Here is a 15,361-nt window from a genome sequence, read left to right as displayed (position 1 = left end):
TCCGCCGCTCCCCCCGCGAAGGCGGTACGAACCGTGCGTGGTGCGTTTATGCCCGCTGCCTAAGCCCCATGCGCGGCCAGCATGCGCCGCGCGCTTTCCTCGTCGGTGATCAGGATGGTCGGCACGATCAGGTTCATGGCGCCGAGCAGCGCCTCGGTCTTCTCCGCGCCGCCTGAGGTGAGGATGCGGATCGGCGCCTTGCGCAGGCGATCGACATCGACCGACATCACATGGCTGTTGACGGGGTGGTCGACCAAGTCGCCATTGCGGTCGTAGAAATGGAACAGAAGGTCGCCGACGGCGCCGCGCGCAAGCAGCGCCTCGCGGTCCGCTTCCTTGAGGAAGCCGCCGCGCGAGAAGGTGGTGGCCGAAGCAATGCCGCCGACGCTGAGCAGCACGGCGTCGAGCGCGTCGGCCATCTCGAATATCTCCTGCAGGCCGCAGCGTTCGACCAGCGCGATCTTGGTCTCGACGCTGTCGACGACGGCCGGCGTCGGCATCAGATAGCCGTCGCCCTGGAAGATCTGGGCAAAGCGCCAGGCGAATTCTGCCGGATTGACCCGCCGCGCGACGCCGACGCCGCCAAGCAGCGAGATCACACTGAAATCGGTGAGCGATTTGGCGCTGATGAAGGGCAAGGTGTTGAACAACGTCACGCCCCAACCGACGCCGACCCGCATGCCGGATTTCATCGCATCGGACAGGAACATGCCGGTCTTGGCGGCGATTGCCGGGATCGGGTCGGCATTGGGATCGGTGAGCGGCGCCACCAGCGCCTGCTGTAGTCCGAAGGTCTGTTCCAACGCGCGCTCCAGCCGCACGATCTCCAAAAGCTCGCTCTCGATGGTGATCTTCACCTCGTTGCGCGCCCTTGCCTCGGCCAGCATGCGCACGATGGTCACGCGGCCGACGCCGAGCACGTCGGCAATCTCGTTTTGCGTCATCTGTTCGACGAAATACATCCAGGCGGCGCGGATCCTGAGGCGGTCGGTCCGGCTTTCGCTGACGACCTGCTCGGATGCCTCGGCCGCCGCCCTGCCGTTTTCTGGTTCGCCCTGCCGTCGCCTGCCCAAGTTCCCCTCCAACTCCGGCGATGGCACCGCCTCGCCGATTCTGCATGCTGGTTAAATATCGTCTATTGATCTACCAATCGGGACGAACAATCTAGAGAGGGCGACTGGCGCCCCAAGCCGTGAGCGGCTTCAGCATTTCGAGGCGATTGGCGATGCTGCGACAAATCTCCGAGGATGTCCGCGCCAACCTGAAGGACCGGCTTCGGGAACTGCGCGACGCGATCCGCCAAAGCCGCCACGACAGCGCCGGCGAAACCCCACGCGACATCGCCACCAATTTGCCGCCCTTTCCGGGCCGCAGCCTGCTCGGCCATGCCGCGAGCGCCGTCGACGAGGCGCTGACGATCGCCGAATCCTTCGTTCCGCATTTCCGGCCGCTCAAGGTCGACGGCACGACCGTGAAAAGCCTGCGAGCCTATTTCCCGCACGGCGACGAAGACCGGCAGATCAGCGGCGAGCGTCAGTTCAGGCGTGACATGTATTATCTGACCCGCGCGGTTCTCGCCGGCTACGGCATCGACAATCCCCGCGTTCACGAGGCGAGTTTTTCGGCAGTGCATGTCGCGATGCGCAAGCGCCACGCGGATCTTCTGGCCGGCGCGACTGCGGAAACGGCCTCCACGGACCAGGTCGCGGCGGCCTGCGCGGCTCTCCTCGTCGAATGCCTCAATCACCGTCCGGTTCAGCCTGGCGAGACCGGGACAGGCCCGGCGATCGCCGGCGACCGGTCTCTCGACATCAGGTGCCTTGCGCCCGTGGTGCTTGCCAGCGGACTGGCGACCAAGGCGGACGGCGGCACGCCCGAGCCCGACATTCTCGAGATCGCAGTGCTGGCGGCCCAAGTGCGGGAGGATCGCATCCGGCGGGCCTGCGTCCAGGCCAATGCCGTCCAGGAACTGACACCGGTTCTCGCCACCCTGCTCGCGCATCTGACGTAACCGCCGCGAATTATCCGCTATTGCTCGGCCGCCATGGCCGCGATGGTCTTCTTGGCGCGCTGGATCGAGGCCGGGCTCATGCTGAGCTCCGTCAGGCCCATCCCGATGAAGGTCGGGATCAGGTCCGGACGGCCGGCGGCCTCGCCGCACATGCCCACCATGATGCCGGCGGCGACACCGGCCTTGGCCGTCAGCTCGATCGCCGACATCACCGCAGGATTGGTGACGTCATTGAGCTTGGCGACGGTGGGATTGAGACGGTCGGCGGCCATGATGTACTGGGTGAGGTCGTTGGTGCCGATCGAGAAGAATGCCACTTCCTTGGCCAGCGCGGGCGCGATCAGCACGGCGGCGGGCGTCTCGATCATCACGCCGAGATCGAAATCGGCATGCGGCACGCCCTCCGCCTTCAATTCAGCCGCGCACTCGTCGACCAGCGCGCGGGTGCGCGTGACCTCACCAATCTCCGAGACCATCGGCAGCATCACCTTGATGTTGCCGTGGACGGCGGCCCTGAGCAGCGCCCGCAACTGGCGCTTGAAGATGTCTGGCCGATCCAGGCACATACGGATGCCGCGCCAGCCGAGGAACGGGTTTTCTTCGTCCGGAAACTCGATGCCCGCGATCGGCTTGTCGCCGCCGATGTCGAGCGTGCGCACGATGACCGGATGCGGCGCGAATGCCTTGGCCAGCGCGCTGTAGGTCCCGGCCTGCATCTCTTCCGACGGCAGATGCATGTGGCGCATGAAGAGCAGCTCGGTGCGGAACAGGCCGACGCCCATGGCGCCTGCTTTCTGCGCCGCCTCGATCTCCTCCAGCGAGCCGATATTGGCCGCGACCTCGATCACCGTGCCGTCGGCGCGGGTCGGGGTCACGTTCTTGAACACTTTTAGCCCGGCGCGCTCCTGCGCCGCTGCCTCGACACGCCGGCTGAAGTCTGCGCGCGCGGCCTCGTCCGGATCGACGATCACATGTCCGGCATTGCCGTCGATCGCCACCTCCCTGGCGGTGCGCAGCTCGTTGATCTTGTCGCCGAGACCCAGCACGGCCGGAATGCCGTGCGAGCGGGCGATGATGGCGATGTGCGAGGTGGCACCGCCATGGCCGCAGACCACGCCGCCGATGCGCTTCAGCGGCGCGCGCGCCAAATCCCAGGCGCCGATGTCGTCGGCAATGAGGATCGCGCCTTGCGGTATGGTTTCCAGGCTGAGCTCGTCCTGGCCGAGCAGCGCCAGGCAGATCTGCCGGCCGACGGCATGGACGTCGTCGGCCCGGGCGTTGAGATAATGGTCGTCGACCGCGCTGAAATCGGCGGCGATGGTGGCCGCGGCCGCGATGACCGCCGAGACCGCATCGTCACCGCCTTTGATCAACCTTTCGACTTCGCCGGTCAGGCTGTCGTCGGCGGCGATGTCGCGCAGGGCCGCGACGATGCCACGGTCGCCGGCGGAGAGATTGTTCTCGGCAAGCGTGCGGTCCATGCGGGACTGGACGCTGGCGACGGCGCCGCGGAAGCGCTTGAGCTCGCCTTCGATCTCATCGGCCTGCAGACGCCTGCCCGGTCCCTCGATCTCCGGCGGGAAATGGGCAAAGGCCGGCCCGACCGCCACGCCCTCGCTTGCGGCGACGCCTTGAAGTTTCGGGGTTCCATCTACCGCTGTGGCGGCAGGCGGCCCGCCCTCACGAGCGGGCGCCGCGGCTGCGGTTTCAGGGCCAGCTTCACCCCCGTCGTTCTCATCGTCGAGGCCGGCGCGCGGGTTCTCAAGATAGCCGATCAGCGCCTCGATCGCCTCGATCGCGTCGGCGCCGTTGGCGCGCACGGTGACTTCCTGGTTCTCCTTGACCGCCAGGAGCATCAGCTTGACCGAGCTCTTGGCGCTGACCGCCTTGCCGTCCTTGACCAGCTCGACATCGGATTCGAAACCCTTGGCGAGTTTCACGAACCGCGTGGCGGGACGGGCGTGCAAACCTTCGTGCACTCTGACGATTGTCGAGCGTTCCATGGCAATACTCTAGGTTTGGGCGCGGTCGACAGACAGCGCGGATACTATCAGGCGGCGATGGTGATGACAGCGCCTGGCGTCAGCGCCGCCACGAGCGCCCCGGTATCGACCTCGGATGCGCAAACCTCGCCCGGCCGTTCGGCCTCGGATGCTCCGTTGAAGGAGATCACGACATGACCCATTTCGCGGACCTTGCTCCAGGCCGTGGAGCCGACCGCCGTTATCGTCGCCGAAATCGGTCCGAGCGTGATCGAGGCGCCCGTCGCCGGCGCATCGTCGCTCGGGCCTTCTTCCGTCTTATGCAGCACGGAAACCTCCGCCAGTTCGGGAGGCGAGCCATCCGCGAAAAGGATGACCACGCCGCCCTCGGCGAGGTCCGCCACTTCGGGTCCTATAGCTGTGACCCGCGTCTTGAGAAGAACCGACATATGGCGAACCTCGTTGTTACGCGTTTTTAGAACACGATCAGGGAGACGATCCATGCGATCAGCACGGAGACCGGCCCCATGATCTGGCGGCTGATGAGCACCGCCGGGACGCCGATTTCGATCGTCTTCGGCTTGGCCTCACCGAGCGCCAGACCAACGGGAACGAAGTCGCAGCCCACCTGCGTGTTGTAGGCAAACAGCGCCGGCAGGGCCATTGCGGGCGAGATGGTGCCGTTGGCGATCTGCGGGCCGATAATGGCGACGCCGATGACCTGGGCGATGACAGCGCCCGGCCCCAGGATGGGCGACAGGAACGGCAGCCCGCAGATGGCCGAGATGACCAGCAGGCCGACGATGTTGTTGGCTAAAGGTCCCATCGGCTGCGCCAGCACGTCGCCGATGCCGGTGTAGAGGATCAGGCCGATCAGCATGGTCACGAAGGCCATGAAGGGCAGCACGTTGCGGACAACCTGATCGATGGTGCGGCGGCCGGAATTGAAGAAGATGCCGACCACACGGCCCATGACGCGGCCGATCGAACTGATCAGGCCGATAAGCCCGCCTTCGCTCGGCAGCGGCTCGGCCGCCCTGGCAGTGGTGTTGTTGCTTGAACTCATCGATGCTGCTCCCCCCGCAGTGGTGACCGGTTCGGATCCATCCGCCATTGTGACGTTGGCCGGCTTCACGCCCGAAACGTAGATGTCTTCCGTGATGAACTGGGCGAGCGGACCCGCCTGGCCGACCGGCGTCAGATTGACGGTCGGGATACGCTTGCGCGGATAGACGCCGCAGCGCGCGGTGCCGCCGCAGTCGACGACGACGACCGCCATCTCGCTTTCGATCGGCGGCGACTTGAAGCCGTCGACCGCCTGGGCGCCGGTCATGTCGGCGATGAGCTGCGCCACCGGATGAATGCCGCCGCCGGTTACCGACACGACCTTGTTGCGCTGTTCGGTCGGCTCGATCACCAGAGGCCCGCCCCAACCGGTGGAACCCCTCGAGATCTTTACTGCCTTGTATGTCTTGGCCATGGTATCCTCCCGCCCTTAGAGCTCGACGCCCTGGCGGCGTGCCATGATGGCCGTGATGCGCTCGGTCAGGATGCCCTTCAGCAGGATGACGACGAGGCCGACGATGGCGTACCAGATCGCCACCTTGACGTGGTAGCCATTGGCGATGACGCCCCGCTTCTCGAGGTCGAGCAGCGCGACCAGCATGCCGCCCCAGACGAAATATTCGCCGGGGTTGATGTGCGGGAACAGGCCGAGCGGCGGATGCACGTAAGACACTGCCGCGTCGTAGAAGGCAGGCTTGTGCTTTTCTTCCAGGAAGGAGCCGAAGGTGTAGGCCATCGGGTTGGTGAGGAAGAACACCGACAGGACCGGCAGCACCGTATAGCGGGTCAGGGCGATGCGGCCGGCGCCGCGCGCCAGGCCGTGGACACGCTCTTCGCCGACCAATTCGGTGACGGCGTAGAAGGCGGTCATCAGCACGACCAGGGTCGGGATGATGCCGGTCACGAAGCCGGCGAACACTTCGCCGCCCTTTTGGAAGATGCCGATGAAATACTTGCCGATCGCGGTCAGCCAGCCGAGCTGCTCTTCCTGCTGCACGTTCTTCAGCTGTTCCTTCAGCTGATCGGCGGTGACCGGCGCATTGTCGGTCGTCGCCTGCGCCAGGACCACGAGATGATCGGTGGCATGCTCGACGCCGAGCTTGCCGTGCCAGGCAGCATCCGAGACCATGGTGCCTGCGACATGCAGGTTATGCACCGCCAGGTCGGCATGCTGCGCCAATAGTGCAATTACAGACATTTCTCCTCCTTATGACCCCTGCCGGTCATTCCCAGCCGGCTGCCGGCGTCCGTTTAAGCCCTTGCTACGTTCAAGCCGGACAGGCCCGGCTTCTTCCCCGGCTCCGACCGCGCGCGGTCGATCTGCTCGATCGCCCGTTTCACGGCCTCGGCCACACCGGGTTCCCCCTCCCCCATGATCGCAGGGTTGGACCGGAGTCGATCGAGGGGGATGCCCTCGAATTCTTCATGTCGCTTGAACTTGGTCAGCACCGAGCGGCCGCTCATGACCATCATGCGGCGCACGATGAGGTCCGGCGTCACGACAATCAGCGCAATCGTGCCCTTGGCCAGCCGTCCGCGGAAATTACCAGCGCCGACGAAGCCGTCCTTGAACTCTCCGGTGACACCTTTGAAGACGTCCGAATAATGCCGCATCTGCAGCCAGACACCGAGCGATTGCAGCGCCCAGACAACAAACAGCAGAAGCAGCGCCCACTGCCAGATCGCCATTTCGGTTTCCTCCCGATTCTCTTCCTCCGGCACATATTGGACGGAGGCGAGATGACCCGAAAGTGAGAACATTTGTTTCCTAGAATGTCAACATGTATTATATTAGCCGCCGTAACGCTCCACAGGCGGCTGACCGATTTCGGCATCGGCAGCGCCTGTGCTAGCCTGTCGTCAAACGGGAATAGAGACATGGATCTGCCTTTCAGGCACGAACTCGCGCTTATGCCGGACCTTCGTCATCGGCTGCGGCAGCTGCGCTGGTTCCGCGCCACCTTCCGCAGCAGCGCAAAGGTGGTGTCGGAAACCTTCGGCGTTCGTTTCGAGATCGACGAGGCCAAGCTGACGCGCGCCTTTCTCGACTGGATCGAAGTCATGGAAGAGCAGAAGCGATTCGCGGCGATAGACCGCGCCGACTTCATCGTCTTCGCCGCCGGGCTCGTTCTGCGCGAGCTGATCCGGCAGGCGCCGGCGCGGGAGGTCTCAGGACTCACCGAAATGATCGAGACCGAAGCCAATGCCGGCACGGCAGAAATCGTGCGCTTCTGGCCGGAAGGTTTTCTCTATACCAACTATTGCGTGTCGGCGATCCTGGCCGTGCACGAGCAGGAATTCGGCACGGCGCCCAGCATCGACAAATGCGCCGACGACCTGCGCACCTGGTGGTCCTACCGCGAGAACGCAATGGAAATGCCCGCCTATGCGGTTGCCTTCCTCGACCGGTTCCTCGGCGCCGAGCCCAACTGGATCACGCCCGATCGCGCGCAATCGCGCCAGGCCATGCAGCGCGCGCTTGGATCCTCGCCGGTCAGCGAGGCGCTGCGCCAGCTCTGAAGCGTTGGGGACGTAGCCTCCTTACTATTGGACATCTGACTTTTTATCGATAGCGATGTGCAACATCTGATATCGAAGCCGGGAGAAGCGCGTGGCGCGATCCAGACTGATGATTTTCGACTGCGACGGCGTTCTCGTCGACAGCGAGCCGCTTGCTGCCAAGGCCTATGAGCGCGTTTACGAAAGACACGGCATGCCCGGCGTCCATGGCGGCATCATCGCGCAATGCATCGGCATGAAGCAGTCCGACATCATCGTCAAAATCAGGGAACTGACGGGACATCAGTTCCCGCCTGCCGCCGACGGCGACATCTGGGCCGAGACCAAGCTGCTCTTTTCCGAGGAGTTGAAGCCTACGCAGGAGATCGTGCCTTTCCTCAGCGCGCTTGCCGGCGACCGCTGCGTCGCCTCGTCATCCTCGGTCGAACGCATCAACCACAGCCTGTCGGTGACCGGATTGTCACGCTTCTTCGGCGAGGCGATCTTTTCCTCCTCGATGGTCAAGAACGGCAAGCCGGCGCCCGACATCTTCCTCTATGCCGCCGAGAAGATGGGCGCGAAACCGGCCGATTGCATTGTGGTCGAGGATTCGCCGTTCGGCGTCCAGGGCGCGGTGGCGGCCGGCATGGTCGCGATCGGCTATACCGGCGGCGGGCATACCTATCCCGAGCACGGCGCGCGACTGAAGGCTGCCGGTGCCGATTTCGTCTGCGCCGACTGGCACGAAGTCAGCCGGCAATTGGCGGGGCTTGGTGTCCCGGCCTGAGCCAACTCTTGTTGCATGATCTTCTCCGAAAACCGGTTCCCGCTTTTTTGCATTCGGCGCCCTTCGGTTCATGCTCTAGCTAGCGGAGACTGGGAAAGCGACGCCGGGTCCAGTCACCGGGCGGGACCAATCCCCCCACGCGGAAGTTGAAGGACAGGACCCTCGTCGCATCGGCGTCGACCTCGCAGCGGAAGCTCAGATCGTACCATTGGGTTGTCGTGCTGAAGGCCGCCTGCGGAGGGTTAAGAACATTGCCCTGCTTCAAGGGAATGGTCGGCAGCCATTTCGGCGAGTAATCGGCACTTTGCAATTCCTGGTTCAGGACGTTGGCGCAAAGATTGGCAATGCGCTGATCGCGCGGCACGTTCTCCATCGAGCTTGTGGCCTGCGCGTTGCCGGTTGCACCCGGCGAGTAGAGCTTTCTGACACCCGGCAGACCGGAATAGATCGGCGATCCCGCAACCTCGCTGTCGGCGGGGCTTGACCTTCCCGGATTTCCGCTTGGCGCTCTCAAAGCTCTTGCGGATTTGAACTTCATCGCCTTGGAAGCCTTAGGCTTTGCCTTTTCGGCTGGCGCGGGCTTGTCGCCGGCTTCGGCCGCCAACGGCTTTGGCGCTTCGGCAGCTTGCTTTTCGGCTGGTTGCGGAGCCGCCTCCTGCTTGTCCTGCTGCTGTTTGTCGGTGTCCTCGGTCGCCTGCTTCTCCTCGCTTTGCGCGGGTTTTTCGTCCGGCGTGGCGGTTACCGGCTTCTCTTGAGCCGTGCTGGAGTCTGCCTGCTGCTCGGGCGTTGCAGGCGGAGCGGCATCGTTCGGCGCCGGCTTCGGTTCGACCGGCGGCTTCGCGGGTTCATCCTTGGCCGGCGACGGGGCGTTGGCCGGCGCGCTGCCGCCGTTGAGAGATTTCTCCGGGCCGGTATCCTTCTCGCCATATTGGAAAACGCGCTTCAGAACCGGGACGTCCTGCGGTTTCGGCGGCTGCGGCGGCGGTGGCTTTTGCACGGCCTGCTCGGGCGGCTTTTCAGCCTTCTTTTCAGGCGCCGGCTCCGGCGGCTTTGGGGCGGGCTTCGGCTTGGGCTGCTCGGGCGGCGGCACGATCGCGACGTTGACCGGCTGTTCCTGCTGATCCGGCTGTTGGTCGGGTCTCTGCAAGCCGAAGAACAAGAACGCTGCAATCAGGGCATGCAGGAATAGCGATGCGGCCAAGGCCCACCGCCAATTCCGAAACCATTCCCGCATCTTGCCGTTCATTGCGCCCGATGTGGAACGAAATGACGGCGGCTTCAAGCATTTGCCGGGATTTGCGCGAGCTGCAGGCCTGACAAGTCGGTGATCGGAGGCGTAAGAGCAAGCCGGATCAAGGCCCTGCAGGGATTGGCTTACACCAGCATGCCCATCGGGTTTTCGATCAGGCGCTTAAAGGCGCCGAGCAGTTCGGCGCCAAGCGCGCCGTCGACGGCGCGGTGATCGGTCGACAAGGTCACCGACATCACCGTGGCAATCTTGATCTCGCCCTTCTTCACCACTGCTCGCTCCTCGCCGGCGCCGACCGCCAGGATCGTCGCATGCGGCGGGTTGATGACGGCGGCGAAGTCCTTGACGCCGAACATGCCGAGATTGGACACCGCCGTCGTGCCGCCCTGATATTCTTCCGGCTTCAGCTTGCGGTTCCTGGCGCGGCTTGCCAGGTCCTTCATCTCGTTGGAGATGACCGACAGCGTCTTTTCGTCCGCATGCCGGATGATCGGCGTGATCAGGCCGCCGGGGATCGAGACGGCAACGCCGACATCGGCGTGCTTGTGCTTGACCATGGCGTTCTCCGTCCAGGAGGCGTTGGCGTCCGGCACCGCCATCAGCGCCATGGCCATGGCCTTGATCACCATGTCGTTGACCGAGAGCTTGTAGGCCGGAACCTCGCCCTTGTCGGTCTTCCTCATTGGTGCGGCGGCATTCAACTGCGTGCGCAACGCAAGCAGCGCATCGAGCTCGCAGTCCAGTGTCAAATAGAAATGCGGGATGGTGGACTTCGCCTCGACCAGGCGGCGCGCGATGGTCTTGCGCATGTTGTCATGCGGCACGAGTTCATAGGAGCCCTCGGCGAACAGCTTCAGAACGTCCCCCTCCCCCTTGAGAGGAGGGTGTCCTGCCGCAGGTAGGTCGGGCGGGGTCGCTTCGGCTGGGCTCGGCGCCAAATAGACGGTGCCTTTTGAGACGACCCCCTCCGTCCGCTTCGCGGACACCTCCCCCTCAAGGAGGGAGGAAATCGCTGCCTCAACGTCGGCCTTCGTTATACGGCCATACGGCCCGGAACCTGACAAGGCAGAAAGGTTCAGACCAGCCTCACGAGCCAAGCGACGAGCCAGGGGCGTAGCGCGCACAGCCCCCTGCGATTGGCCACTTCCCGGCAGGCCAGAGGGGGGCGCGACAGAACGAGACGTCAGCGGGACAGCGCCCCCCTCTGTCGGCTTCGCCGACATCTCCACCGCGAGGGGGGAGATTGAAGCCTTGTTCTGCGTCGTCTCAGCCGAATACACTTCGTCATCGGCATAAATCCAGGCGACCGGCTCGCCGACCGGAATGTCGACGCGCTCCTTGCCGGTGACGTTGCGCAGCGTGCCGCTTGCCGGCGCGTCGATCTCCATCGCCGCCTTATCGGTCTCGATCTCGAAAAGCACGTCGCCCTTCTTGACGCGGGCGCCCTCCTCGGCGAACCAGCGCGAGATCTGGCCGGTCGCCATATCCATGTCGACCTTGGGGAGAATGACTTCGGTCGGCATCGCTCAGCGAACCCCTTTCACGAGGTCGCGCGCGGCGGCGATGATGTCGGGAACCTGCGGCACCGTCGCCTTTTCCAGGTCCGGATTGTAGGGGATCGGCGTCTCGGCGCCGCCAAGGCGCACGATGGGCGCATCGAGATAGTCGAACGCCTCGCTTTCGGCGACCATGGCGCTGACTTCCGCGCCGATGCCCAGCGTCTTCACCGCTTCGTAGACGCAGAGCAACCGCGATGTCTTCTTCACGCTGTCGATGACGGTCTGCCCGTCGATCGGGCGGATCGTGCGCAGGTCGACCACCTCGATGTCGATGCCCTCGCCTTCCAGCGCCGCAGCGGCGTCGAGCGCCTTCTGCACCATGATCGATGTGGCGACAATGGTGAGGTCGCGGCCTTCGCGGCGGATCTCGGCCTTGCCGATCGGCACGGTGTAGTGGCCTTCGGGCACATGGCCCTTCATCTTGTAGAGCAGCTTGTGCTCGAAGATCATGACCGGGTCCGGATCGGCGATCGCGGCCAACAGCATACCCTTGGCATCGTGCGGTGTCGCCGGCTGGATGACCTTGAGGCCAGGCACGTGGCCGAGCCAGGCCTCTAAGCTCTGGCTGTGCTGCGCGGCGGCACCGGTGCCGGAGCCGGCCGGGAAACGCATCACCACCGGCACCGAAACCTCGCCGCCGAGCATGAAGCGCATCTTGGCCGCCTGGTTGACGATCTGCTCCATGCCGAGCGTGGCGAAATCCGAGAACTGGAATTCGAAGATCGGCCGCATGCCGGTGACGGCCGCGCCCACCGCGACGCCAGCGCCGCCCAATTCCGAAATCGGCGTGTCGATCACCCGATCGGTGCCGTAGCGCTCGACCAGATCGCCGGTCACCTGGAAGGCGCCGCCATAGACGCCGATGTCCTCGCCCATCAGGAAGACGCGCTCGTCCATATCCATGGCGATCGCCATGGCTTCCTGGATCGCCTGGGCGTAGCTCAGTTCACGCAGCGCAGCGTCCATCACGCTTGCTCCGTGTAAACATAGTTCTGCAGGGTGGCGATCTCCGGCGCCGGGCTCGCCTTGGCGAATTCGATGCCGTCGGCGATCTCCTTGGCGACCGCGTCGCGGATCGCCTGGATGCCCTGGTCGTCGATGAAGCCGAAATCGCGGAGTTCCGTCTCGAAGAGCGTGATCGGATCGCGGTTCGCCATCCAATCCTCGATCTCTTCCTTGGTGCGGTAACGGTTGCGGTCGCTCTTGGAATGGCCACGATGACGGTAGGTCTTGGATTCGATCAGCGTCGGCCCCTCGCCCGCGCGTGCCCGCTCGACCGCCTTGAAGGACGCCTCGGCGACCTCGGAGAAGATGTTGCCGTTGACGATGACGCCCGGCATCGAATAGGCGGCCGCCCGCTCGGCAATGTTCTTTACCGCGGTCGAGCGCGCCGTCGAGGTCGACATGCCGTAGCCGTTGTTCTCGCACACGAAGATCACCGGCAGCTTCCAGATCGCCGCCATGTTCAACGCCTCGTGGAAGGCGCCTTCATTGTTGGCGCCGTCGCCGAAGAAGGAGACCACGACCTTGCCGGTCTTCATCATCTTGGACGAGAGCGCGGCACCCACTGCGATCGGAATGCCGCCGGCAACGATGCCGTTGGCGCCGAGATTGCCCTTGGCGACATCGGCGATATGCATGGAGCCGCCGCGGCCCTTGCAATAGCCCGTGGTCTTGCCGAAAAACTCCGCGAACATCCGGCTGACCTCGGCGCCCTTGGCGATACAATGGCCATGGCCGCGATGCGTCGAGGTGATCTGATCATCCGCAGCGAGCGGCATGCAGATGCCCATGGCGCTGGCCTCCTGGCCGATGGACAGGTGCATGGTGCCGTGGATGAGACCTCGCGTGTAGCACTCTTCCGCGCCCTCTTCGAAGCGGCGGATCAGGTACATCTTGTGAAGCACCTCCCTGAGCTGCTCCGGACTGTACTGGCGATAGACGAAAGGCAGGTTGGCCCGGCTATCCACGACGGCGGCTTTGCTGGCTCCGGCCATGATCACGCCTCCACGGCGCCGTAAACGAGCTTGTCCTGGCGGGCACGCAGCTCGGCGATCTTCGAGCCCGGCGCGGGCGCCGCATTGGCATAGGTGATGAGCTCGCCCTTCTTGATGGGCTGGGTAACGGAGCCGCCCTGCAGCAGGCCGCAGGGAATGGCGCGTGCCGCATGGGCTTCCGGCGCCGTCATGATCCAGGCGCGGTAGCAATACTCGCCGATGGCATCGAGCTTGTCGCCGGGCTTCAGATCCTTCTTGGCGACCGCGCAGACCTCGGCCACGGGCTTGGCCAGCGGCACCATGTCGGCTTTGCCGTAAAGCACGACGCGGGCGCAGGTCAGCGGCACTTCGAGCGAGGTCAGATGATAGGGGCGATGGAAGGTGAAATACGGGCCCTTGCCCATCTTCAGGTCTTCCATGCGCTCCGAGATGCGGGGATGCGACATGTCGGCCACGACGAAGACACCGGGCGCAACGCCCTTGCCGATCGAATAGTCGACGACGCCAACCTTCGACAGCACGCCGCCATCCTTCTCGGGCACCAGCACCTTCGACAATTCGCCGAGCGTCGCGGACGGGCCGTGCATGCCGGGCTTGTCAGGGACCAGCCCGGTCGCGTTGGCAATCGCCGCCATCTCGACCATAGTTTTCGAACCGTCGACGAATTCGACCAGCATGCGCACGTTCATATGCCGGCGCTTCGCCTCCTCCTCATAGTCCGGAGGCGTGGCATCGATGTTGAGCGGGTTGTTCTTGCCCTTGCCGGCGGCAACGATCGGATGGCCCATGGCGGAGACGAACTCGATCAGTTCCATGCAGGAAGACGGCTCGTCGCCGGCGCCCAGCGAATAGGTCACGCCGAGGCGGTCGGCTTCGCTCTTGAGATAGGCGCCGATGGTGACGTCGGCCTCGACATTCATCATCACCAGGTGCTTGCCGTGCTCCATGGCGTGGAGGCCGATCTCGGCGCCGACGGCCGGAACGCCGGTCGCGTCGATGACGACGTCGATGAGGTCGTTGCCGATGATCAGGCTGGAATCGTTGGTGACGGCGATCTTGCCCGCCTCCATGGCCGACGTCATCGCCGAGGCGGTCGACACTTCCCGCGCGTGTCCGGTTTCCTGGAAAGCGATATCGACGGCCTTGCTGGCGGCGGGAAGGTTCAATTCGGAGATGGCGCCGATCTCAATGCCGGACATATGGGCGACGCGGGTGACGATGTCGGTGCCCATTTCGCCGGAGCCGATCAGGCCGATGCGGATGGGCTTGCCGGACTTGGCTCGTTCCTCGAGATCGCGGGCAAGGCCCGTCAGCGAAACATTGGACGCCATACCGTGTATTCCTCCCATATCGCACGCTGTTCGGTTGCTTGACGGATATTGAACATATGTATTTCTGTCAAGACTAATGTCCAGAATTTGGCCGTTGGTCGACGCTTTTCGAATTAATCGGGACGCAACGGCGAAATGCTTTGACAGCGAGCGCCTGCGCCGAGCCAAAGGGAAACGAGCGTTCGCGACCGGGTTCCGGTCAAAGCCGCGGGACAGTCCTTTTGCGGACCGCTAAAAAGATATCTAGACGGGAAATGTTACTGGCAAACGTCGACCCATACGGCGCCGACCAGATCGGCCATGCGCCGCGGCGTGATGCGCACCGCGGCATTGGTGGCGCCGGCGGCGGGAACGACTTCGTCGAAAGGCTTGAGCGACAGGTCGCAATAGATCGGCAGCGGCGCCGGCAGGCCGAACGGGCAGACGCCGCCCGGCGGATGGCTGGTGACGGCCAGCACCTCCTCGCCGCCGAGCATGCGCGGCTTGCCGCCCATCCTGTCCTTGAATTTGCGATTATCGAGCCGGGCGACGCCGCTGGTCACGACCAGAATGGTCTCCTCGCCGATGCGCAGGCAGATCGTCTTGGCGATCTGCGCCGGCGTCACGCCATGCGCCTCCGCCGCCAGCGCGACAGTGGCCGAGCTTGCCTCGGTGACGATGACCTCCACGTCCGGCGCGTGCTCGGCAAAGAAGGCGCGAACCGATTCCAAGCTCATGTGAATTCCTCGTCAGGCCTGTCTGGTGTCTCTTTGTTTTTACGCAATTCCGGACGGAAGGTACGGCGAAGGCGCCGAACTTAACCGCTCACACTTTTCCTGGAATTGCTCGATCAGCAGCGGTGGCGAATCGCATGATGCCGCCGATCTTGGCAAGAGCCAGCG

General features: G+C 64.3%; 15 protein-coding genes. 3 read left to right on the top strand and 12 right to left on the bottom strand.

Annotated elements, in window-relative coordinates; all coding sequences use genetic code 11:
• Positions 1-59: 59 nt before the first annotated feature.
• On the bottom strand, positions 60-1,073 hold the full coding sequence (locus LB565_RS05805; RefSeq protein WP_224582199.1) for a sugar-binding transcriptional regulator: 1,014 nt from the start codon (positions 1,071-1,073) through the stop codon (positions 60-62).
• Positions 1,074-1,225: 152 nt separating this feature from the next.
• Between LB565_RS05805 and LB565_RS05800 the strand changes: the two genes are divergently transcribed.
• Positions 1,226-2,011, top strand: coding sequence for a hypothetical protein (locus LB565_RS05800; protein WP_224582198.1), 786 nt, complete (start codon positions 1,226-1,228; stop codon positions 2,009-2,011).
• A gap of 17 nt (positions 2,012-2,028) precedes the next feature.
• Here the strand turns inward: LB565_RS05800 and ptsP are convergent, their stop codons facing one another.
• The 5 genes from ptsP to LB565_RS05775 are packed head-to-tail and all read right to left on the bottom strand — an operon-like array spanning position 2,029 to position 6,747.
• Positions 2,029-4,014: a phosphoenolpyruvate--protein phosphotransferase gene (gene ptsP, locus LB565_RS05795; protein ID WP_224582197.1), complete on the bottom strand. Its 1,986-nt coding sequence runs from the start codon at positions 4,012-4,014 to the stop codon at positions 2,029-2,031.
• Between the two features lie 47 nt (positions 4,015-4,061).
• Positions 4,062-4,442, bottom strand: a complete 381-nt coding sequence (locus LB565_RS05790; RefSeq protein ID WP_224582196.1) for a PTS glucitol/sorbitol transporter subunit IIA — start codon at positions 4,440-4,442, stop codon at positions 4,062-4,064.
• A gap of 26 nt (positions 4,443-4,468) precedes the next feature.
• Positions 4,469-5,473 (bottom strand): PTS glucitol/sorbitol transporter subunit IIB, encoded by a 1,005-nt coding sequence (locus tag LB565_RS05785; RefSeq protein WP_224582195.1) that lies wholly within the window; start codon positions 5,471-5,473, stop codon positions 4,469-4,471.
• A gap of 15 nt (positions 5,474-5,488) precedes the next feature.
• Positions 5,489-6,256, bottom strand: coding sequence for a PTS glucitol/sorbitol transporter subunit IIC (locus tag LB565_RS05780; RefSeq protein ID WP_224582194.1), 768 nt, complete (start codon positions 6,254-6,256; stop codon positions 5,489-5,491).
• A gap of 53 nt (positions 6,257-6,309) precedes the next feature.
• The gene (locus tag LB565_RS05775) at positions 6,310-6,747 is read right to left on the bottom strand and encodes a transcriptional regulator GutM (protein ID WP_224509260.1); all 438 of its coding nucleotides are present in this window, start codon (positions 6,745-6,747) and stop codon (positions 6,310-6,312) included.
• 189 nt (positions 6,748-6,936) lie between these two features.
• Between LB565_RS05775 and LB565_RS05770 the strand changes: the two genes are divergently transcribed.
• Together LB565_RS05770 and LB565_RS05765 are read left to right on the top strand one after the other, a co-directional pair.
• Positions 6,937-7,578, top strand: coding sequence for a hypothetical protein (locus LB565_RS05770; RefSeq protein ID WP_224582193.1), 642 nt, complete (start codon positions 6,937-6,939; stop codon positions 7,576-7,578).
• 91 nt (positions 7,579-7,669) lie between these two features.
• Positions 7,670-8,344, top strand: coding sequence for an HAD family hydrolase (locus LB565_RS05765; protein ID WP_224582192.1), 675 nt, complete (start codon positions 7,670-7,672; stop codon positions 8,342-8,344).
• A 79-nt stretch (positions 8,345-8,423) separates the two neighbouring features.
• On the opposite strand, the gene LB565_RS05760 is transcribed toward LB565_RS05765, so the two are convergent.
• From LB565_RS05760 to LB565_RS05735, 6 genes are all read right to left on the bottom strand, one after another.
• Positions 8,424-9,590, bottom strand: coding sequence for a DUF930 domain-containing protein (locus LB565_RS05760; protein ID WP_224582191.1), 1,167 nt, complete (start codon positions 9,588-9,590; stop codon positions 8,424-8,426).
• Positions 9,591-9,718: 128 nt separating this feature from the next.
• A complete protein-coding gene (locus LB565_RS05755) occupies positions 9,719-11,116 on the bottom strand; it encodes a pyruvate dehydrogenase complex dihydrolipoamide acetyltransferase (RefSeq protein ID WP_224582190.1) in 1,398 nt (465 codons plus the stop codon).
• Between the two features lie 3 nt (positions 11,117-11,119).
• Positions 11,120-12,118, bottom strand: a complete 999-nt coding sequence (locus tag LB565_RS05750; RefSeq protein WP_224582189.1) for an alpha-ketoacid dehydrogenase subunit beta — start codon at positions 12,116-12,118, stop codon at positions 11,120-11,122.
• Positions 12,118-13,149: a thiamine pyrophosphate-dependent dehydrogenase E1 component subunit alpha gene (locus LB565_RS05745; RefSeq protein WP_224582188.1), complete on the bottom strand. Its 1,032-nt coding sequence runs from the start codon at positions 13,147-13,149 to the stop codon at positions 12,118-12,120. The genes LB565_RS05750 and LB565_RS05745 overlap by 1 nt, the downstream gene beginning before the upstream one ends.
• 2 nt (positions 13,150-13,151) lie before the next feature.
• Positions 13,152-14,480, bottom strand: a complete 1,329-nt coding sequence (locus LB565_RS05740) for an NAD(P)H-dependent oxidoreductase (protein WP_224582187.1) — start codon at positions 14,478-14,480, stop codon at positions 13,152-13,154.
• Between the two features lie 257 nt (positions 14,481-14,737).
• Positions 14,738-15,196, bottom strand: a complete 459-nt coding sequence (locus LB565_RS05735) for a YbaK/EbsC family protein (RefSeq protein WP_224582186.1) — start codon at positions 15,194-15,196, stop codon at positions 14,738-14,740.
• Positions 15,197-15,361 lie beyond the last annotated feature (165 nt).

The organism is Mesorhizobium sp. CA14 (assembly GCF_020165195.1).
Lineage (GTDB): Bacteria > Pseudomonadota > Alphaproteobacteria > Rhizobiales > Rhizobiaceae > Mesorhizobium.
The sequence above is the reverse complement of the archived record's forward strand: the minus strand, read 5'-3'. Positions and strand labels throughout refer to the sequence as shown.